Below are 19,318 nucleotides of genomic sequence, written 5' to 3'. Positions count from 1 at the left end.
CGTGATGTATCGCTACAACGACTTCGACGAAGCCTTTGTTCGCGAACGGATTTCCAAGTTCCGTGCCCAGGTGGAACGCCGCATCGGTGGCGCGCTCACGGAAGAGGAGCCACCGAAAGCCCGAGGATCTCACCGCCATAGGGCTTCAGCAGCACGTCCTGCATGCTGAATCCCATCGTGCCGAGGAACACCACGGCCAGCAGCCGCCCGGCCTGTCCGCCGCCCGTCAGGTCCGCCAATGCCGTGCGAAAGCGCGGTCGCGGCGCGTTCGCCCCGGCTCATCGGGCGGACCCTTTCCTGTTTCCACAGCGCGACAAGGTTGAGGACGATGCCCGCCACGGCCGCGCCCTGAACCACGCGCACCAGCCGCAGCGGCGAGAAATCGCGCAGAAACCAGCCGAGGATCACCGCCGACAGGCCCATGTCCAGCTGGAACATCGCGTAAAGAAGCGCCACGACGCGGGCGCGGTTGGCCTCGTAGCTCATCAGTCGACTCCCGGCAGCTCGAAGATGTCGCGGTCCTCCATCGGGGTGGGGGCCACCCCCTCCGTCCCGTTCCACAGTGTCTCCGCGAGCCGCACGTATTCCTTGCGGCTGGCGACGATGTCCTCGTCGTCGTCCATCTCGAAAAGCGTCTTCTTCTTCAGCCGCGAACGGCGGATGGCGTCCACGTCGGGCATGTGGACGATGCGGTTGAACCCCACCCGGTCGCAATAGCGGTTCACCTCGTCGGTGTCGGTCGACCGGGTGGCGACGCAGCCGGCCAGACGGACCTTGTCGTTATTGGCCTTGGCCTGCACCGCGGTGATGATCCGGTTCATCGCGTAGATCGAACCGAAGTCGTTGACGGTGACGATCATCGCCCGGTCGGCGTGCTGGAGCGGCGCGGCGAAGCCGCCGCAGACCACGTCGACCAGCACGTCGAAGATCACCACGTCGGTCTGCTCCAGCATGTGATGCTGCGTGAGCAGCTTGACGGTCTGCCCCACGACATAGCTGCCGAAGCCCGTGCCGGCGGGCGGTCCGCCGGCCTCCACGCAGTGCACGCCGCCCCAACCTTCGCTCACGAAATCCTCCGGCTGCAACTCCTCGGGGTGGAAAGCCACCTCCTTGAGGATGTCGATCACCGTCGGCTGAAGCCGTCCCGTCAGGGTGAACGTGCTGTCAGGCTTGGGGTCGCAGCCGATCTGCAGCACCCGCTTTCCCAGCCGGGTGAAGGCCGCCGACAGGTTGGAACTGGTGGTGGACTTGCCGATCCCGCCCTTGCCGAAGACGGAGAACACCTTGGCGCCCTCGATCTTCATCGACGGGTGCTGGTGCACCGCGACCGATCCGTCGCGCCCCTCGAGGCTCACAATCGCGTCGCGCGGGCTCATGTTGGTCTCCTTCCGGAGGGCAGCGCCCCCTGTTTCTTCTTGGTGAAAATACCCCGGGGGTGTGGGGGCTGGCCCCCACCCCGGCGGGTGTCGTGTGCGCCGCGCGCCGTCATTCGGCCGCCATGCCTTCCATGGGGTCCTCCATGGCGTCCGCGGCCTCGCGCAGCGCGTCGAGGGTGGCCGCGTCCGTGCTCCCGCAGCGCCTCGTGGAGCCTCGGGTCGAGCGCGCGCGACCGCGTCTCGAGCACCTGGTCGACCAGGGTGCGGATGCGGCCCGTGCCGCGCGTGGTGTCCGAGACATAGATCGCCGCTTCCTGTCCGCCGCGGGCGCGCTTGACGGCGCGCGAGATGCCGCCCAGCGTGTCGAAGTAATGGTCCACCGACGTGATCCCCAGCTCCACGGATTCGAGGTTCTGGTACGCCGTGTCGACCCGGCCCAGCGCGCCCATCAGCGCCCGCGCCTGCGCCATCGGCGCGCCGTCCGACTTGATGTTGTTCGAGCCCCACAGCACCGGCGCCACGCTGCGCGGCGTGGCGCAATGCATCTCGAGCAGCCGCGCGGATCAGGTCGCCGCCCGGGGCGGGCGGCGTGAACCTGCCGTCCAGCGCGTTCAGAAGGGCGGGAAGTTCCGTCTGCCGTTGCAGCAGCGTGTCGGCGCGGGCGCGGGTCGCGGCGTCGGCCTCGCTCATCAGGGCGATCATGTCGGCGCGCGCCTTGGCGCCCACGGGCCGGCCGACGACGTGCAGGCCCTCGGGGATCAGCGCCTGTTCGGTTTCCAGAAGGTCCAGCCAGAGTGTCTCGGGATCGTCCCCCGCGAGGTCCGCCGCCACGGCCTGCTCGGTGATCAGCGCCGCGAGCTCGGCGCGGTCCGGGGCGTCGGGCGCGGTCTCGCGCCAGCGCGACAGGCTGTCCTTGAGCTCGGCAAGGCCCTTGTAGAGGCCCGGCGCGGCCAGTGGCGGGGTGAGCTGCGTCACGGTGACGGCCCCGGCCCGCCGCTTGGCCAGCATGGCTTTGGAGGGGTTGTTCGCCGCGTAGAGGTAGACGTTGGGCATGTCCCCGATCAGGCGGTCGGGCCAGTCCGTGCCGTCGGGGCCGGCCTGTTAGCCGGGCATGAAGTCCAGTGCGCCGTGCATGCCGAAACGCAGCAGCGCGTCGGCCCTGAACGCGTTCCTGAGCCACAGGTGGAACTGGACGAAAGCATGTGTGGGCGCCGCGCCCTTCTCGAACAGCTGGCGCATCGGGTCGCCCGCGTAGCCGAAACCGGGCTGCAGGCCGACGAATACCTTGCCGAACCGGTGGCCGAGGATGAAGACACCGCGCCCGTCCGACTGCACCCGGCCGGGTGCGGCGCCCCATTCCGCCTCGATCTCGTCGAGCCACGGGGTCTGCGCCACGATCGTGTCGGCGCTCACGTGGTCGGCGACGTCCGCTTCCTGTCCGTACCGGGCGGCGTCGCCGCCGAGCACCGTTTCGCGCAGGGCCGCGACGCTCTCGGGCGGGGTCAGGTCGTAGCCGCGGTCGGCCATCGCGTGCAGCGTTTTGTAAAGCGAGGCGAGAACATCGAGATGGGCGGCCGTTCCGGCGGCGCCGGCATTCGGCGGAAACCCGAAAAGGACGATCCCCACGCGGCGCTCGGCCACCCCGGAGCGGCGCAGCGCGGCCAGCGTCTCGACCCGCGCGGCAAGTTTGCCGATCCGCTCGGGGCAGGGGGCCACGCCTTGTTCCCGGCGCCCGCCGCGCTGCAGGCGTGCACGCAGCCGCCGCAGGGCGCATCGCCGTGACGCCCGGCAAAGACGGCGGGGGTGGTCGCGCCGTCCAGTTCGGGCAGCGCGATGAGCATGATCGTCTCGATCGGGCCCAGCCCGCTGGCCGAGGCTGCCCACTGCGCGAGCGTCTGGAACTCCAGCGGGTGCGCCGCGACATAGGGAACATACAGCTTGCCGAGTTCGCGGATTGCCGCGTCGTTGTCATTGTCGGCCGGCCCGCCCACCAGCGAGAACCCCGTCAGCGACAGCAGGGCGTCGATGCGCGGCCCCGTCGCGTCATGGAAGAACGCGTCGATCGCCGGGCGCGCGTCCAGCCCGCCGGCAAAGGCCGGCATCACGCGCAGCCCCCGCGCTTCGAGCGCGCGGATCGCGGTGTCGTAATGCGCGGTGTCGCCCGACAGCACGTAGCTGCGCATCATCAGCAGGCCGACCGTCGCCGCGCCGGCCGGCCCCGCCGGCAGCTCGGCCGGGTCGATCGTGATGCCGTCCGGCAGGTCGGGATGGTACAGGCCCGTATCGGGGTATTCCAGCGGCGCCGGGGCCTCGTGGCCCCGCCAGGCGGCGTGGCGGCAATAGCGCGAGATCAGGAAACGCGCCAGCGCCTCGATGTTGTCGTCCGAGGTCAGCCAGTACCGCATCGTCGTCAGCCATGCGCGCATGTCCTGCGCCCGGCCGGGCACGAGCTGCAGGAGGCGCGGCAAGCGGCGCAGCATGCGCATCTTCTTCGCGCCGTTGTCGGCGCCGCCGCCCTTGCCCCTGCCCCGCAGCTTCTTGAGCAGCTTGCGGGTGCCGGATTCGGGGGCGTCCCCCGTCCCGGCATGTGCGGCGGTGCCGTGGCCATGATGGCTGGGCCCGGCGGCGTCGTGGAACTCGAAATCTTCCCGGAACATCGCGAGCAGGTTCTCCTCCAGCCCCATGACCAGCGGATGCCCCCACGTGTCGAGGATGACATTCGCCCCTTCCCGCCCCAACTGGGGGGCGTAGCGGGCGGGGAAATCCTGTACGTGGACAGGCGCGGAAATGACGGTGCAGGGGATCCCCAGACGCTTGGCCGTGTGGCGCTCCATCTGCGTGCCGAGGATCAGTTCGGGGGCCAGTTCGGTGATTTTCGCCTCGACGTCGAGGTGGTCGTTGGTCATCAGGGCCTCGACGCCGTAATCCGTGGCCAGCGCGCGGATCGGGCGGGCCATCTCGCGGTTGTAGCAGCCGAGGCCCACCACCTCGAACCCCATCTCGTCGCGCGCGATGCGGGCGGCCGCGGCCACGTGGGTGCCATCGCCGAAGACGAAGACGCGCTTGCCCTTCAGGTATGTCGAATCGATGCTGGCCGAGTACCACGGCAGCCGCAGGCGGCTTTCGTCTGGCACCGGTGTGACGCCCGCGAGCGCGGCGAGCTCCTGCACGAACTCACGGGTCGCGCCGGCGCCGATCGGCACGGCGCGGGTAAAGGGCAGGCCCATCGTCTGTGCCATGCCGGCCGGATCGTCCTGATCAGCTCGGCGGTGCACGAGGCGCCGACGATCATCGCCTGCGGGCGGAACCGTTCGTAGGCGCCTTCGCAGGCGGTCTTGAAAAGGTTCGCGGTGTCGCTGCCCAGCTCGCGCGTCTGGAACGTGGTATAGGTGACCGGCGGGCGATGGTCGCGCCGCTCGATCATGGTGAACAGAAGGTCGGCGTAGGTGTCGCCCTGCGGCGCTTGCAGCACGTAGTGCAAACCGGTCATCGCGGCGGCCACGCGCAGAGCGCCGACATGGGGCGGTCCTTCGTTAGGTCCACACGCTGAGTTTCATTCCGGCCCCTCCAGCTTGAGCGCCTCGCGGCGGTGCACCGGGCGCGAGAAAAGCTTGGCAAGGTCGCCAGCCGGCTCGTAGAAATGCACCGGGGTGAAAACCAGCTCGACCGCCGCCGCTCGACATCCTGCCCCTCGGCGGTGGTGGGGCCGGCGCCCAGCAGGTCGAGATCAGGCCGCATGAGCGCCTTGTTTATGTACGGGGCGCCCACCTCGATCGCCTGCATGCCGCATTCGCGGGTCAGGAACCGGGCCAGCGGGATTTCAAGCTGGCTGTCGGGAAAGAAGAACACCGACGGCCCGTCGAGCGTGCCCGCGGCCTTGGCCGCGGCGGTCACGGCGTCGAACCGCGCCCGGTCGACGGCGAATTCCCGGGCCACGGCGGCAAGCCACGCGGTGGTGCCTTCCTCGCCGAATGGGAACGGCGCGGGAACGTGCCGCGCCCCGCGCCGTTCCACGGCGGCATGGGTGTCGCCAAGGAATGGCCGTGTGTGCGCGAAAACCGTGTTGGGCCCGACCGCGAGGCCGCTGTCGGCGGTGCGCGCCGGCAGGACGTCGACCCGCGTGATGCCTATCGCCGCGAGCAGGTCGCGCGCCTGGTCCGCCACGATGTCGGGCAGCGCGCCCGCCAACAATAGCTGTCGCGCATCGGTCTCGGGCAGGCGGGTACCATCGCCGCCAAGCACGAATCGTCGCCCTCGGTGAACGTGGTCTCGATCCCCGAGCCGGAGTAGTTGAGCACCCGGACCTTCGGGGCGTGACGCGCGCTCAGCCGTTCGGCGGCGCGCGACAGGTCCGGCTTGATGATCTTGGACGGGAAGGACCCGACGAGGAAAAGCTGCCGTATGTCGGACCGGCGCGCCAGCAGGCGGTCGACCTCGCGATCCAGTTCCGCCTGCGCATCGGCCCGACCGGCGAGATCGCTTTCTTCGAGGATCGCGGTGCCGAAGCGCGGCTTGGCGAAGATCATCACGCCGGCGGCCGATTGCAGCAGGTGCGGGCAGGTGCGCGAGCCTATGACGAGAAAGAACGCGTCCTGCATCTTGCGGTGCAGCCAGATGATGCCCGTCAGCCCGCAAAACACCTCGTGCTGGCCGCGTTCCTTGAGAACGGGAGCATCGTGGCAGCCGGTGGTGGGGGGTCGCGGCGCCTGGTGGGTCATGCCGGGGCGCCTTCCTGCCGGCGCGCGGCCCGCCGCTTGAGCAGGAACTGCCCGGTATCCACGAGGTACGCGGCATAGGCCGCCAGCGCCAGCATTCCCGCGAACAGCCACTGGCCTAAGACGACCTTTTCCCAGATCGCGCCGGTGATCATGATGAGATAGAGAAAGCCCGTCTTGACGAGGATGGACAGCATCGCCGCCATGTAGCCGTCGCCCGTCAGCAGGAAACGCGCGACCAGCAGCAGCGAGACAAGGAAAACGAGGAACCGGGCCGGGGCCAGCACGGCCTGCAAGGTGGTCCGGGCCATCGCATCCCTGCGGGTGCGCTGGTCGTCGGTGTAAAGCGCGCCTTTGTCGGGTCGATGTGCCAGGGTCGGCGTCATGTATCCCCTCGCAGGTCATGGTGATCTGTCCCCATGCTATTTTCACCGGGCACCAAGAGTTAATTGAAGTGTACATGTTAGGCGTGACTTGAATGTCATCTTTCATTGTCGTCTCGACGCTTATTCCGCTATGTGCAGAACTGGCACGCGTCTCGCGCGAATGCTGGCGGGTTTTCGGCCTCATGGTCGTCCTTTGCATATTTTGCCCGCGTTTTCAGGGTGCTGCCGCGCAAATCGGCAGAGCCCTGTCAATGCAAATTGACAATTGACCTTTCCAGCCGAAAAATTGGCCTTGGCGGAGCAGAACAACGGCCAGTCAAGGTCGGCATCGTCATTCGCGTCATGGGAGGCCCCATGTAGGAGGCGGAGACAGAACCCGACGGCTCCGGTTTTTCAGAAACCCAGAAGCCTGCGCTGAAGTACCTTGTGGAGTCAGCGTTGCGGAAAGTGAATTCGGAAAGCCTGGAGACGTTTTTAAGCGCCCGCGACGGCGACACGACGGGCAACTGGGCCAGCCGGACGATCCCGCTGCGCCAGTCCGTCCCGACGGTCGAGCAGCATTCGCTGGGGGCCTTCGTGGCCGGGGGCCAGCTGTGCCGGCACGGGCTGTGGGTGCACATGGCCGTCGGGCTCACCCATCGCGAGATTGCCGACCTGCTGGTGCGGGATCGCTTCGCGATGGTGGGGATTACGCGCGCGACGCGGAAATCGGTTGTAAATGTCCGGGAGATCGTGAATTGCTTGCGCCGCAACGTGGAAGACATGCCGCCGTTCGTGATCGTGGGCAAGGCCGTGACCGAGGATTCGCGCCTGAAGGAACGAACCGGTGCAGATCACACCGTCGGGTCGGCACCGGAAGCGATAGAGCGGTGCGGGTTGACGACGATCGCCGAGACCCTGTCTGTCGATCAAGTCCCCTGAGGGCGTGACGGCCGCGCGGATAAGGAGGTGTGGTTTCTCATCAGGTTGTTCACAGCCAAGATCGGAGGTCGGCCGTTGAGGGCGGAGTGTGGTCTTGATCTGTTGAACCAGTCAAGCCATCGCGGCAGGGCGGCGTTTCGGGTGTTGGACGACGGGTGTGCGAGACCGTAGGCCCATTCACGCAAAAGGGTTTGGATGAACCGCTCGGCCTTGCCGTTGGTCTTCGGCGTGTAGGGCCGGGTATAGATATGACGGATGGCCAGCCACCGCAGCGCCTTGCGGAACCGGCGCGAGCGGTAGGCGCTGCCGTTGTCGGTCATGACCCGCTCGACCTCGATGCCACGGTCACGGAACCAGCGCAGGGCGCGCAGCAGGAAGGCGGTGGTGGTCTCCTTGCGCTCATCGGGCAGCACCTCGACATAGCTCAGCCGGGTCGCGTCATCGACGGCCACATGGACGAAGTCCCAGCCCGCCCCCTTGTTCCGGCAGCCCCTGCGCATGCCGGTCACGCGATGGTCCGGGCGGTCGAAACGGCCGGGCTTCTTGATGTCCAGGTGCAGCAACTCTCCCGGCCGCTCGCGCTGGTAACGGCGCACCGGCTCCGGCGGGTCGAGCTGCGAGAGCCGGCCCAGCCCCGCCCGTGTCAGCCAGCGCGCCACGGTCGAGCGCGGCAGGCCCAGCCTCGCGGCGATCTGCATCCCGGTCAGCCGCAGCGTCCGGCGCAGCCAGGCGATCACCGCGATAACGCGATCCGGCAACCTGCCCGCGATGCGGGCGGGCACGCTTGCGCGAATGGTGAGCGCCGCGCACCCGCCCGTCCTGAACCGCGCAACCCATTTGCGGACCGTGCGGACCGAGATACCGAATGCCGCGGCCACCTCGGCGGCTGTCTGCCCTGCCGAAATGCGGGCGACGATCTGTTCTCGACTGTAGACGGTGAGACGGGCATTCTGATGCGGGTTGTTCATCTTTCGGGGTCCTTGCCAGTAGTTTGGCGATTGCAGCCTAACCCCGCTTCAGGTGAACAACCTAATGAGACTTCAAAGCTAGATCACCGGGTGGGCCGCGAATTCGCGACGCTCCTGAAGGATGAGAGCCGCGAGAAGTTCGCCGCCCGGCTGGCCGCGGTCGCGCGCGACCCGGAGATGTACGCCCGCCCGGTGGAGCTCAACCACGTCGACAACGCGACGTGGGAATTTCCCGTGCGCTACAACCTGCATCCCTCGGGCGCGCAGGGGGCGCTTCTGCTGGTCGGCCGCGACATGCAGCCCATCGCCGAGATGCAGCAACGCCTTGTCAGTGAACAGATCTCGCGCGAACGCGACCAGCAGAAGCTGCGCGGCGCGGAAACCCTTTACCGGGTTGTTCTCGAGGCGTCCGAGACGCCGCTGGTGCTGTTGGAACCGCGCCAGGGCCTCTTTCACGATCTCAACACCGCCGCGGCGGCGCTTCCGGGAACCAAGCCCGAGACCTTGCGCGGCAACGCGTTCGCGCAGGCCTCCGAGGGGCGCCGCCGGACCGAGTTGATGGACGCGCTGCAAACGGCGGCCGGCGCCGACGAGGTCAAGGGCGTCGAGGTCGTCGCGCGCCGCAACGGCCGGGCCGTGATGTTGATGCCCGAATATTTCAGGGCCGCGGGAGAGCTTTTCCTGCTGTGCCGGCTTGTATCCATTGTTGAATCCGACAGCGCCGGCCCGGAGGCCGCGCGATCCCTCTCGGCGCTGTTCGCGGCGGCGAGTGACGCGATCGTGCTGACCTTCTCCAAGGGCATGATCCGCGATGCGAACGAGGCGTTCCTGATCATGACCGACGCCGCACAGCTGCGTGACGTCAAGGATGCCTCGCTGGCCGATTTCCTCGTGCGTGGTGCGGTCGACCTCAAGCTGTTGCTGGATACGGCGGCCAAGACGGGCCGGGTGCGCAGCTACGCAGCACAGGTCAGCAGCGTGGTGGGCACACGCGCCATGGTCGACATTTCCGTGGCGCGGCTCAGGCAGCGTGCCGGAGTCCTCGGTTTCGGCTTCATCATCCGCGATGTCACCCCGGACGAGACGCCGGAGGTCGATCCGGCCGGGTCGGTCGTCAGCGAGGATGCCATGCGAAACGTCATGGACCGCGTGGGGACCGCCTCCCTCAAGGAGCTGGTTTCGGCGACATCCGACGTGGTCGAGAAGATATGCATCGAAACCGCGGTGCAACTGACCGGCAACAACCGCGTGGCCGCCGCCGAGATGCTGGGCCTGTCGCGCCAGAGCCTTTATGTCAAGCTGCGCAAGCATGGCCTGCTCAACACCGGCGCGGACGGCGACGACAGGGGCTGAGCGCGGATCGTGATGCGCCCAGCGTGAAAAACCCTTTCGGGGATCCGAATTGTATATTTTAATTGACACCAATGAGTGTCACATAAGAAATTCCCGCGCGGCGCCACCTGCCGTGCCCCAGCGCGGCGTTGACCCTGATCAAGCCGATCACGTGGTTCCTGCCCATATTGGCGTATCTGTGCGGGGTGGTGCCCTCGAGGGTGCCGGTGACCTCGGTGCCCCTGCCGGTGCTGGCGGGCGTGGTGCGGGCCGGCACGGTTGTCTGCGGCATGAGCCAGGCGGCAAACCACTGGTGAGACCGTCACGTGGACGCGATCAACGAACCCATGCGGCCGATACCCTCGGGCGCGATCCCCGGGCGATGGGGGCTCTGGATTGCGCTGGTGATGAGCTTTCTCGCGCTCGGGCTGGGCGCCCTGCTGGGGCCTTGGGGTTTCGGTGCGACGACGATCGGCGTGCTGGTCGCGTGGGCCTATTCGGCCGAACCCGTCCGGCTGAAAAGGTGGGGCGTCTGTGGGCCGGGGCTGGTCGGGCTGTGCTACGAGGGGCTGCCATGGATCACGGGCGCGGCGGTGCTGGTGGCGGGCGCGCCGCCATGGCCGGTGCTGGCGATCGCGCTGCCGCCGCCACGATCACGTGGCTGATGATGATCGCCGGCATCGCCGTGACCGCGGGCACCGTGGGCGCGTTCCTCGACTCCCATTCACCGGCGCTGCTGCCGAGGATCGTCGTGGTCGTGACGGTGGGGGCGTGGTGCTGACCGTGCTGGCCGTGTCCCGGATCGAGGCGCGGGTCGGCGGGGCCTTCCGTGCCCGAGCAGCGAACGCGGTTCCGTGACGGGCTGCACGAGGTCTGGGCCGAGCCCGAGGCGCGCAATTTCACCGTTTTCGTCATGCTCTCCATGACGGCCTGTTTCATGCAGGAACTCATCCTCGAGCCCTATGCCGGGCGCGTCTTCGGCTTCAAGCCGGGCGAATCGAGACAGCTTTCGCGGGCGCAGAACGGGGGCGTTTTCCTTGGCATGCTGACGGTCGGGATCGCGGCCAGCGCGAAGGCACCCGGATGGGCCTCCGGGGCGCGGTGCAGGCCATCGCGGCCGGTTTCGGCGGTCTTGCCGGGGCGGCGGCCGTCGATGTCGCGCGGCTGGCCATGGCCGCCGATGCCGCGGCTTTCGCAACGGTCTTCGCCGCCGAGGCGGCGCTTTTCGCGGGGGCCGGTGTCATGGCGCTCGGGGTGATTGCCGTGGAGCGCCGCGGCGCACCGGCGCTTGTGCCGGGAGAATGAGACATGTTTGATGCCGTCATCGTCGGGGGCGGGCCGTCCGGGGCCACGGCCGCGGAGGAGCTGGCGCGGTCCGGTCATCGCGTCGCGCTGCTGGACCGGGCCGGCCGGATCAAGCCCTGCGGCGGGGCCATACCGCCGCGGCTGATCGCGGATTTCGACATTCCCGACGGTCAGCTGGTCGCCCGGATCAGCACCGCGCGCATGATCCCGCCCAGCGGCCGGCGCGTGGACATTCCCATCGAGAACGGTTTCGTCGGGATGGTCGACCGGGACCATTTCGACGACTACCTGCGCCGGCAGGCGCGCGCGGGATCTGGGCCTTGCGCGGCAGCTTTTCATGCGCGAGCACAAGACGGTGTTCCGGGTGCTTGGCTCCGTGCAGGATGCCTATTACAAGTCGGACGAGCGGCGGGAACGGTTCGTCTCGCTGTGTCATGATGTCGATGTGCAGCGGCTGAAATTCGAGGCTTACATGAACAAGAAACTGGTCAAGGCCCGCCCGATGGCGCATCTCAGGATCGGGATGAAGAACCTCGCGCACCTGGCGCGTCTCGTCCCGGCGGCGCATACATGAGCACGCTGATCCCGACATGGCTCGGCGCGGACCTCGTTGCCATGGACAAGATGGAGGCGCATCGCCGCGGTCTGCTTCACAAGGCCGTTTCGGTTTTCGTGATGTGCGGAAAAGATGTTCTGATCCAGCGGCGCGCGCTGGGCAAGTATCATACCCCTGGGCTCTGGGCGAATACCTGCTGCACGCATCCCCACTGGGGCGAGGCGCCCGAGGCGTGCGCGCATCGTCGGCTCGGCGAGGAGCTGGGTATCCGGGGGCTGTCGCTTGCGCATCGTGACCGTGTCACCTACCGCGCCGATGTCGGCGGCGGTCTGACCGAGCATGAGCGAGTCGATATTTTCGTCGCCCGCGTGCCGGGGCGTATCGCCGTCACGCCGAACCCGGCAGAGGTCATGGAGACAGACTGGATCGCGATGCCGGAACTGGACCGGCTGACACGGCGGATGCCGGCGCGCTACACGCCGTGGCTGCGCATCTACCTTGAACGGCACGCCGACCGGATTTTCGCCTGACGGACGCGAACCTCCGGCACCTTGATTCATGTCGAATAAGTATGACGTCACATGTGTAGGGATAAACTTACACATGGGGGCAAGCTCGCGACTGGTCCTGATAGATCCCAACTACCATTCCGGCGGCGCGTAGGTTGCGGGGAACTGGCCGCCCGCCTGGGTGGCCTATCTTGCCGGCCCGTTAAAGGCGGCGGCGTTTACCGACATCCATTTCATCGACGCGATGACCCACGATATCGGCAAGGACGAACTTCGCCCGCGGCCTGCCGGACCGCGTGAAATGGGGCATCAACACCCGCGTGACGGACATCCAGCGCGACAAGGACATGCTGGGCCTCTGGCGCGATACGGGGCTCGTTCATGTCTCCTCGGGCACCGAGGCCGCCGCGCAGAGGAAGCTGGACCTGTTCAACAAGGAAACCAAGGTCGAGCAGAACAAGGAGGCGATCCGGCTCCTGCGCGAGGTCGACATTTTCACCGAGGCGCAGTTCATCGTCGGGCTGGAGAACGAAACCGGGGAGACGTTGGAGGAAACCTATCGCTTCGCGCGGGACTGGAACCCCGATCTTGCCAACCGGACGATGTGCACCCCATGGCCCTTCACCCCGCTCTTCCAGGAATTGCGCGACCAGGTCGAGGTGTTCGATTTCGGTAAATACAATTTCGTCACCCCCATCATGAAACCCGCCGCGATGGACCGCGCCACGCTGCTGGACAGGGTGATGCACAATTACCGCCGCTTCGACATGATCAAGGCGCTTTTCCATTACCCGTGGCGCGGCCGCGGCTTCCGGCGCAAGTACCTGCTGGGCTGTCCGAAGGCGTTCGCCAAGGCCGGCTGCCCTTGGCACCGCGCCGTGCTGGAAACGCTTTTCCGTCGGCTGGTGCATCCGCGGATAACCGTCGGTCACGAAAGCTGCTGCGCCGAGGGCGCCGAAACCTGTCGTTTCGTCGTATCCCCCCGGTGACATCTTGGCGGCTCAGCCACAGACCGTGAAGGCGCGGGCCACCGACAGCATCGGCGCGCCGTGATAATCCGGCCCCGGCGGGATGTCGCTGCCCATCGGGTCGATCACGCCCACCTTGGCGCCGGCGCCCCTGAACATCGCGTTAAGGATACCGGGATTGAACTGCGGTTCGGCAAAGGCGCAGTGGAAACCGGGATCGCGCACGGTTTCACGCAGCTCCGCGATGCGCGCCGGGCTGGGCGTGGCTGTTCTAGCCGCACTCGCCCTCGAAACAGACCTGCGGCGCGAACCTGATCGCCGTGAAGTGTCGTGTCGTGATGTCGGTGGGAGAGCCGAGCCCGGCCGCGAACACCGGATCGTAGGTCGAGCGCGTCTCGACGACGATCACTTCCTGCCCGTCATCCATGATCGGCAGCCTGTCATGGGCATACTGCACATCGGTATCCGTCAGCGCGTTCCACGACCCCGTGCCGCGCACCTCGGACCAGCTTATCGAGAAGTCATCGTCGTCGCTGTCGTACTTGACCACGGAAACGCGCAACTGGTCGACGCCTTCGTCATTGGTGATCATGTTGACCAGCTGCAGGGCATTGTCCATGTAGGTGGCCGTCACCCCCTCGTTGCTGGTTTCGCGCGATATCATGTCGGCGACCGTGTAGGTGGCCTTTTCGCGCACGGCGGTGTAGCGGTGCACTTCGTAATATTCGTACCCCCCGCCCATCACCATGAACAGCAGCGGTACCAGCGGTACCGCCTCCACCGTGAACGACCCGCTGCAATCGTCGCGGAAGCGGGCGAGGCATGCCTTGAGGCGGTTGAACGGTCTCATCACAGTGGCTCCTGCACGAAGGTGCTGAGCGCGATAATCGCGGATTGTCCGCTGCTGTCCTTGCTCAGCGAACGGCCCAGCAGGTAGTTGGGGAACATCGGATCGTACTTGAAGCATGTCCTCAGGAGCATGAGCTGGTTCTGCTGGCCCGGCGTGAATTGCCGCACGGGCTTGGTGGGTTCTTCCTTGTCGGTACAGTCCGCCTGCGGGTCGAGCGCGTCGAACGCCTTGGGGTCCGACGGTACCATTTCCAGCCGCAGGCTGGTGCTGCAATTGTCGACGAACAGGGCGTTCGAGCAGACGATTTCCTTGATTTCGTCATGGGTGGGTGCGGTGCCGGTGCCCAGACGTATTTCGCGAACCGCGATGTCCATCCCCCGCTCCATCATGGAATGGCGCAAGGCGATGTGCCCCTGTTCGATCGAGAAGGCCAGCAGCCCGACGAAGAACGGGGCGAAGATGGCGAATTCCACCGTCGCGTTCCCGGACTCGTCCCGGCGGACCCCGCGCAGATATGAGCCGATACGCTTCAGCATGGTCCGCTCCCCCTCATTGCGTGAGCCGCAGGTGCTGCACGTTGCTGGCGATGGCGCTGAACGCGTCGGTGATGTTGACACCTTCGGCCCGGAAGTAATGCGCGAACGAGGACGCGCAGTTCTTGAGCTGGGTTTCGGCGTTGCCACCCCGCGATATTTCGAACCCGATCGTGTAGATGATCACGCCTTCATCCTTGGTCGAGCCGCAGATATCCCGCATCATACTGTCCTTGTCCGATCCATTCATCCGCTCGGAACCGGTGTAGTCGTTCCACGGGCCCCAATTGCCGGTGACATCGCGGTATTCGCGGGGGGACATCAGGCCCCACGTGGTTTCCCAGTCCAGCGCCTCCGAGGAAATGAACCCTTCTAGGGTATCGGGAAGATTGTTGAACTCGCTCTCGCTGACCCAGTCGGCGTTCTCGTAGTCCCAGTAGCGATTGTAGTTGCGGTCGTGGAGGTAGTAGGCGGATATCTCCTCGCCGTCGGCCTCGTAGACACATTCCCACCACCAGCGGTCGCAGACGCTTTCGTCATTGCTGCGGTATGACTCGTTGTAGATGTAGTACGCGTAGTCGAACTGCTGTTCTGTATAGCGCACGAGTTTCAGGTCGGAATCGGGGCCGCGATACGCGCTATCCCGGTCGAAATAGTAGGACGTCGTGTTCTGGCCGTCGCCCATCATCACCACGAGCTTGAGCGTGTCGGGCTGGGTGAAGGATGCGGGCACATCGTCAAGGCGCGGATCCACCTCTCCACTGGCGATGAGCGTGTCCGCCAAGGGCTCGAAAGCGGGGTCAAGCATCGCCGCGCCCCATTTCATGCCCAGGTGGCCGGATGTATTGCCATCGGCCTGCAGCGAGTCGATCTTGTCGTGAAGATCGGTCTCATCCATCGAGAACGGCAAAACACGGAACGCGTCCTCGGTGTAGCAGGACCGCCACGGATCATCGTGGTCCTGGAAATCACCGTAGAGAGCGGTGTATATCTGCTGGTCGTATGCCGTGCTCGGATCTATGGACGTTTCCTGGTAATCGCTGTCGTCGAACCGCAGGCAGGTCGAGTAGTTGTGAGTCTCGGTCACGTCCAGGCCATTGTAGATGCCGTCCGATGGGGTGACACCCCAGCTGAACGGTATGACGGAAATCGAGGTTTCGCCCGGGTTGGAACTGTCGAGGATGGTGCTGACGAATTCCTTGGCGGCGGTCTTGAGGTTGCCAAGCTTGCCGTTGCGCCCCATCGAGCCCGAGACGTCCAGCACGAGTGCGATTTCCATTCGCGGAACGCGTTTCTCCGCGGTCGCGGCGCCGCTCGCCGACAGCTGGCTCTGGCCGGCCATCTTCATGAGGTAGGTATCCATGGTCATGCTGGCGCTGGCCGAAATGCGCGTCGAGGTCAGCGTGGTCTGCACGTCATCTTCGTCGAATTCATCCAGATACGCGCCCATGTTCGACTTCTCGAAGTAGTCTCGCACGATTTCCCTGGGATCCTCATCGTTTGCCGCCCCGGCGCCGGCCAGCACCGCCGAGTCGAGCGTGGCCTGCAGCTTGGCACGCTCCATCTCGTGGCGCATCACGTCCGCGCCGATGCCGGCAACCATGATCAGCATCACGGAAAAGAACAGGATGAAGATCGCCGCGGCGCCGTCCTCGTCGCGGTAAAACTGCCTCGCGTGGTCGGCAAGGGGTTCGCTCGGATTGCCCGTCCTGGGCCGTCGCGTTTCTGGCGTTGTCATGTCCCACTCCCTCCGGCGGCGCGGGGCGCCTTCGGATACGCTTTAAACCGTACGATTATCTGACAGGGGTTTATGTCAGGATTGAGGCCAAAGCATGGCGCAAGCCTGAAATTACGCCTTTTAATTCAACACTTTACCGGTATTCGCGGCTTTGTTGCCGGTCCGGCTACAATACATCTTGCCGCCCGGAAAGCCCGAATCGCATCCGACAGAACGATGCCGGCAAGGGTGGACAAAAACCGCACATTCTTTAACCATTGCAAGTCCAGGGAGACAAGGCCGACGATGTCACGCACGACCGTCGGGCCGGGAACAGGGAGAGACGTCATGAGTGCCAAACAAGAGCCGACCTTCCGCGAAAGCGTGGATCTGATGTTCAACCGCGCGGTCGCGCAGATGGATTTGCCGCCCGGGCTGGAAGAAAAGATCCGTGTCTGCAACGCCACCTACACGGTGCGTTTCGGGGTGCGGCTGCGCGGCCAGATCCACACCTTCACCGGCTATCGCAGCGTGCACTCGGAACACATGGAACCGGTCAAGGGCGGCATTCGCTATTCCCTTGCCGTGAACCAGGACGAGGTCGAGGCGCTGGCCGCGCTCATGACGTACAAGTGCGCGCTGGTCGAGGCGCCGTTCGGCGGCTCCAAGGGGGGGCTGTGCGTGGACCCCCGCGAATGGGACGAGCACGAGATGGAGCTGATCACCCGCCGCTTCGCCTACGAGCTGGCCAAGCGCGACCTCATTCACCCCGCCCAGAACGTGCCGGCCCCCGACATGGGCACCGGCGAACGCGAGATGGCGTGGATCGCCGACCAGTACCGCCGGATGAACACCACCGACATCAACGCGCGCGCCTGCGTCACCGGCAAGCCCGTCCATGCCGGCGGCATCCAGGGCCGGACCGAGGCCACTGGCCGCGGCGTGCAATACGCCCTGCGGGAATTCTTCCGCAACCCGGAGGATGTCAGCAAGGCGGGCATGAGCGGTACGCTGGACGGCAAGCGCGTCGTGGTGCAGGGGCTGGGCAACGTGGGATACCACGCCGCCAAGTTCCTGCAGGAGGAGGACGGCTGCAAGATCGTCGCGGTGATCGAGCGCGACGGCGGGCTGCTGGACGATGACGGGCTCGATGTCGAGGAATTGCGCAACTGGATCGCCAAGCATGGCGGCGTCGACGGCTACCCCAAGGGCAAGTATGTCAGGGACGGGGCCAAGTACCTCGAACATGATTGCGACATCATCGTGCCCGCCGCGCTGGAAGGCGTGATCAACCTGTCCAACGCCGAGAACGTCAAGGCGCCGCTGATCATCGAGGCGGCCAACGGCCCCGTGACCGCCGGTGCCGACAAGATCCTGCGTGACAAGGGCTGTGTCATCATTCCGGACATGTACGCCAACGCGGGCGGCGTGACGGTGTCCTACTTCGAATGGGTCAAGAATCTCAGCCATATCCGGTTCGGGCGGATGGGGCGACGGCAGGAGGAATCGCGCCACGAGTTGATCGTCAACGAGCTGCACAAGCTGGACCAGCAGCTTGGCGACACGTGGTCGATGTCGCCGGATTTCAAGCAGAAGTACCTTCGCGGCGCCGGCGAGCTGGAGCTGGTGCGCTCGGGCCTCGACGACACGATGCGCGCCGCTTACCAGGCGATGCGCGAGGTCTGGCACGAGCGCGAGGATGTCACCGACCTGCGCACGGCGGCCTATCTGGTGTCGATCGACAAGGTCGCGACCAGCTACCGGGCGGCCGGCCTCTGACAGCGGGCGGCCGCGGGGCCGCCCTTAGATACGCGGCGTGGGGGCTGGACACGGCCGCCCCCGCACCCGATATATGAGGCATGAGCCTGCCACCCGGATTCCTTGACGAACTGCGCTCGCGCACCTCGATGGTTCAGGTGGCGGGACGCAAGGTGATGTGGGACAATCGCAAGTCGAACCAGGCCAAGGGCGACATGTGGGCGCCGTGCCCGTTCCACCAGGAAAAGACCGCCTCCTTCCATGTCGATGACCGCAAGGGGTTCTATTACTGCTTCGGCTGTCACGCCAAGGGCGACGCGATCAGCTTCGTGCGCGAAACCGAGAACGTCGATTTCATGGAGGCCGTGCGCATCCTCGCCTCCGAGGTCGGCATGCCCATGCCCGAGCGTGATCCGCAGGCGCAGGCCAAGGCCGACCGGCGCACCGAACTGGCCGAGGTGATGGACATGGCCGTCGGCCATTTCCGGCTGCAACTCAAGACGGCCGCCGGGGCGGGTGCGCGCGATTACCTTGCCGGCCGCGCGCTTGACGCGGAAATGCAGGACCGGTTCGAGATCGGGTTCGCGCCGGCGGCATGGCAGGGCCTGTGGGATCATCTCAGGGGCAAGGGCGTGGCCGAGGACCTGATCCTCGATTGCGGCCTCGCCAAGCCCTCGCGCAACGGCGGGCGGCCCTACGACACCTTCCGCGGCCGCATCATGTTCCCGATCCGCGATCCGCGCGGGCGGTGCATCGCCTTCGGCGGCCGCGCGATGGATCCCGCGGAGAGCGCCAAGTACCTCAATTCACCGGATACCGAGCTGTTCGACAAGTCGCGCACGCTCTACAATCACGGCCCCGCGCGCGAGGCGGCGGGCAAGGGGCAGACGCTCATCGTGGCCGAGGGCTACATGGACGTGATTGCGCTGTCGCGCGCGGGCTTCGGGGCCAGCGTCGCGCCGCTGGGCACGGCGGTGACCGAAGCGCAGTTGCAACTGCTCTGGCGCATCACGGATGAACCCGTGATCGCGCTCGACGGGGATGCGGCGGGCCTGCGCGCCGCGTATCGCGTGATCGACATTGCGCTTCCCTTGCTCGAAGCGGGCAAGTCCCTCCGGTTCGCCCTCATGCCCGAGGGCAAGGACCCGGACGACCTGCTGCGCGCCGAGGGTGCCGGCGCGTTTCAGGCTCTGATCGACCGGGCGCTGCCGATGGTGCGCCTGCTGTGGCAGCGCGAAACCGAGGGGCGTGATTTCGACAGCCCCGAACGCAAGGCCGCGCTCGAACGTGCCTGCCAGGACAAGACCGCGCTGATCCGCGACCCGGCCTTGCGCCGGCATTACGAGCAGGCGCTCAAGGACCTGCGGTGGGAGCTGTTCAGCCCCCGCCGCCCCGACGCACCCGGGCGCTGGCGGCCGCGCGGC

Annotated in this window: 14 protein-coding genes and 9 pseudogenes; 10 read left to right on the top strand and 13 right to left on the bottom strand. The window is 66.4% G+C overall.

Translation table 11 applies throughout. The annotated features are described in order from the left end of the window. Nucleotides 1-107 precede the first annotated feature (107 nt). The 8 genes and pseudogenes from ACH107_RS20120 to ACH107_RS20085 all read right to left on the bottom strand — a co-directional run. A pseudogene (locus tag ACH107_RS20120) lies at nt 108-477 on the bottom strand (PucC family protein); the annotation flags it as partial. Between the two features lie 8 nt (nt 478-485). Then, a complete protein-coding gene (gene bchL / locus ACH107_RS20115; protein WP_412507322.1) occupies nt 486-1,376 on the bottom strand; it encodes a ferredoxin:protochlorophyllide reductase (ATP-dependent) iron-sulfur ATP-binding protein in 891 nt (296 codons plus the stop codon). Further along, nucleotides 1,373-1,921 carry a cobaltochelatase subunit CobN gene (locus ACH107_RS20110; protein ID WP_412507321.1) on the bottom strand — a complete coding sequence of 183 codons (549 nt, stop codon included), beginning with the start codon at nt 1,919-1,921 and terminating at the stop codon, nt 1,373-1,375. The genes bchL and ACH107_RS20110 overlap by 4 nt, the downstream gene beginning before the upstream one ends. A 175-nt stretch (nt 1,922-2,096) precedes the next feature. Then, a pseudogene (locus ACH107_RS20105) lies at nt 2,097-3,092 on the bottom strand (cobaltochelatase subunit CobN); the annotation flags it as partial. 74 nt (nt 3,093-3,166) lie between these two features. Then, nucleotides 3,167-3,766: pseudogene (locus ACH107_RS20100) on the bottom strand (cobaltochelatase subunit CobN); the annotation flags it as partial. Between the two features lie 81 nt (nt 3,767-3,847). After that, nucleotides 3,848-4,933 (bottom strand): annotated as a pseudogene (locus ACH107_RS20095) (nitrogenase component 1); the annotation flags it as partial. Next, a pseudogene (locus ACH107_RS20090) lies at nt 4,930-6,094 on the bottom strand (ferredoxin:protochlorophyllide reductase (ATP-dependent) subunit N). The pseudogenes ACH107_RS20090 and ACH107_RS20095, both read right to left, overlap by 4 nt. After that, nucleotides 6,091-6,477, bottom strand: coding sequence for a 2-vinyl bacteriochlorophyllide hydratase (locus ACH107_RS20085; RefSeq protein WP_412507320.1), 387 nt, complete (start codon nt 6,475-6,477; stop codon nt 6,091-6,093). Before ACH107_RS20085 ends, ACH107_RS20090 begins: the two are co-directional and overlap by 4 nt. Nucleotides 6,478-6,915: 438 nt before the next feature. Here ACH107_RS20085 and ACH107_RS20080 point away from each other — a divergent pair, with 438 nt between their 5' ends. Next, the gene (locus ACH107_RS20080) at nt 6,916-7,398 is read left to right on the top strand and encodes a hypothetical protein (protein WP_412507319.1); all 483 of its coding nucleotides are present in this window, start codon (nt 6,916-6,918) and stop codon (nt 7,396-7,398) included. Here the strand turns inward: ACH107_RS20080 and ACH107_RS20075 are convergent. After that, on the bottom strand, nt 7,386-8,366 hold the full coding sequence (locus ACH107_RS20075) for an IS481 family transposase (RefSeq protein ID WP_412507318.1): 981 nt from the start codon (nt 8,364-8,366) through the stop codon (nt 7,386-7,388). The two genes, ACH107_RS20080 and ACH107_RS20075, sit on opposite strands and share 13 nt — an antisense overlap. A 12-nt stretch (nt 8,367-8,378) precedes the next feature. Here ACH107_RS20075 and ppsR point away from each other — a divergent pair, with 12 nt between their 5' ends. From ppsR to ACH107_RS20040, 7 genes and pseudogenes are all read left to right on the top strand, one after another. Next, entirely contained in the window at nt 8,379-9,719 is a 1,341-nt protein-coding gene (ppsR, locus tag ACH107_RS20070; RefSeq protein WP_412507317.1) for a transcriptional regulator PpsR, read from the top strand. 89 nt (nt 9,720-9,808) lie between these two features. Continuing rightward, nucleotides 9,809-10,339 (top strand): annotated as a pseudogene (locus ACH107_RS20065) (UbiA family prenyltransferase); the annotation flags it as partial. After that, nucleotides 10,273-10,707: pseudogene (locus tag ACH107_RS20060) on the top strand (PucC family protein); the annotation flags it as partial. The pseudogenes ACH107_RS20065 and ACH107_RS20060, both read left to right, overlap by 67 nt. A 74-nt stretch (nt 10,708-10,781) precedes the next feature. Next, nucleotides 10,782-11,003, top strand: a complete 222-nt coding sequence (locus ACH107_RS20055) for a PucC family protein (RefSeq protein ID WP_412507316.1) — start codon at nt 10,782-10,784, stop codon at nt 11,001-11,003. A 3-nt stretch (nt 11,004-11,006) separates the two neighbouring features. Then, nucleotides 11,007-11,577: pseudogene (locus tag ACH107_RS20050) on the top strand (FAD-dependent oxidoreductase). Further along, on the top strand, nt 11,574-12,089 hold the full coding sequence (gene idi, locus ACH107_RS20045) for an isopentenyl-diphosphate delta-isomerase (RefSeq protein WP_412507315.1): 516 nt from the start codon (nt 11,574-11,576) through the stop codon (nt 12,087-12,089). Before ACH107_RS20050 ends, idi begins: the two are co-directional and overlap by 4 nt. Before the next feature lie 254 nt (nt 12,090-12,343). Then, nucleotides 12,344-12,928 (top strand): annotated as a pseudogene (locus tag ACH107_RS20040) (B12-binding domain-containing radical SAM protein); the annotation flags it as partial. Nucleotides 12,929-13,069: 141 nt separating this feature from the next. On the opposite strand, the gene ACH107_RS20035 reads toward ACH107_RS20040, so the two are convergent. From ACH107_RS20035 to ACH107_RS20020, 4 genes are read right to left on the bottom strand one after another with little or no spacing between them, the layout of a single operon-like run. Next, nucleotides 13,070-13,261, bottom strand: coding sequence for a hypothetical protein (locus ACH107_RS20035; RefSeq protein ID WP_412507314.1), 192 nt, complete (start codon nt 13,259-13,261; stop codon nt 13,070-13,072). Between the two features lie 46 nt (nt 13,262-13,307). Next, nucleotides 13,308-13,886 carry a TadE/TadG family type IV pilus assembly protein gene (locus ACH107_RS20030; protein WP_412507313.1) on the bottom strand — a complete coding sequence of 193 codons (579 nt, stop codon included), beginning with the start codon at nt 13,884-13,886 and terminating at the stop codon, nt 13,308-13,310. Continuing rightward, nucleotides 13,886-14,422, bottom strand: a complete 537-nt coding sequence (locus ACH107_RS20025; protein ID WP_412507312.1) for a TadE/TadG family type IV pilus assembly protein — start codon at nt 14,420-14,422, stop codon at nt 13,886-13,888. Before ACH107_RS20025 ends, ACH107_RS20030 begins: the two co-directional genes overlap by 1 nt. Nucleotides 14,423-14,435: 13 nt before the next feature. Beyond that, nucleotides 14,436-16,157 carry a pilus assembly protein TadG-related protein gene (locus tag ACH107_RS20020; RefSeq protein WP_412507311.1) on the bottom strand — a complete coding sequence of 574 codons (1,722 nt, stop codon included), beginning with the start codon at nt 16,155-16,157 and terminating at the stop codon, nt 14,436-14,438. Nucleotides 16,158-16,484: 327 nt separating this feature from the next. Between ACH107_RS20020 and ACH107_RS20015 the strand changes: the two genes are divergently transcribed. Together ACH107_RS20015 and dnaG are read left to right on the top strand one after the other, a co-directional pair. Continuing rightward, nucleotides 16,485-17,915 (top strand): Glu/Leu/Phe/Val family dehydrogenase, encoded by a 1,431-nt coding sequence (locus ACH107_RS20015; RefSeq protein WP_412507310.1) that lies wholly within the window; start codon nt 16,485-16,487, stop codon nt 17,913-17,915. A gap of 80 nt (nt 17,916-17,995) precedes the next feature. Continuing rightward, on the top strand, nt 17,996-19,318 hold a 1,323-nt coding region (gene dnaG / locus ACH107_RS20010; protein ID WP_412507309.1), incomplete at its 3' end, for a DNA primase.

The sequence above is a fragment of the Roseovarius halophilus (ex Wu et al. 2025) genome, from assembly GCF_047086965.1.
This window is presented reverse-complemented; position numbering and strand designations above follow the sequence as displayed.

Excerpts from the sequence above, each read along its gene's own strand:
- bchL (WP_412507322.1), bottom strand. The coding sequence starts at position 1,376 with ATGAGCCCGCGCGACGCGATTGTGAGCCTCGAGGGGCGCGACGGATCG.
- ACH107_RS20110 (WP_412507321.1), bottom strand. The coding sequence starts at position 1,921 with ATGCATTGCGCCACGCCGCGCAGCGTGGCGCCGGTGCTGTGGGGCTCG.
- ACH107_RS20085 (WP_412507320.1), bottom strand. The coding sequence starts at position 6,477 with ATGACGCCGACCCTGGCACATCGACCCGACAAAGGCGCGCTTTACACC.
- ACH107_RS20075 (WP_412507318.1), bottom strand. The coding sequence starts at position 8,366 with ATGAACAACCCGCATCAGAATGCCCGTCTCACCGTCTACAGTCGAGAA.
- ACH107_RS20055 (WP_412507316.1), top strand. The coding sequence starts at position 10,782 with ATGGGCCTCCGGGGCGCGGTGCAGGCCATCGCGGCCGGTTTCGGCGGT.
- idi (WP_412507315.1), top strand. The coding sequence starts at position 11,574 with ATGAGCACGCTGATCCCGACATGGCTCGGCGCGGACCTCGTTGCCATG.
- ACH107_RS20030 (WP_412507313.1), bottom strand. The coding sequence starts at position 13,886 with ATGAGACCGTTCAACCGCCTCAAGGCATGCCTCGCCCGCTTCCGCGAC.
- ACH107_RS20025 (WP_412507312.1), bottom strand. The coding sequence starts at position 14,422 with ATGCTGAAGCGTATCGGCTCATATCTGCGCGGGGTCCGCCGGGACGAG.
- ACH107_RS20020 (WP_412507311.1), bottom strand. The coding sequence starts at position 16,157 with ATGACAACGCCAGAAACGCGACGGCCCAGGACGGGCAATCCGAGCGAA.
- ACH107_RS20015 (WP_412507310.1), top strand. The coding sequence starts at position 16,485 with ATGAGTGCCAAACAAGAGCCGACCTTCCGCGAAAGCGTGGATCTGATG.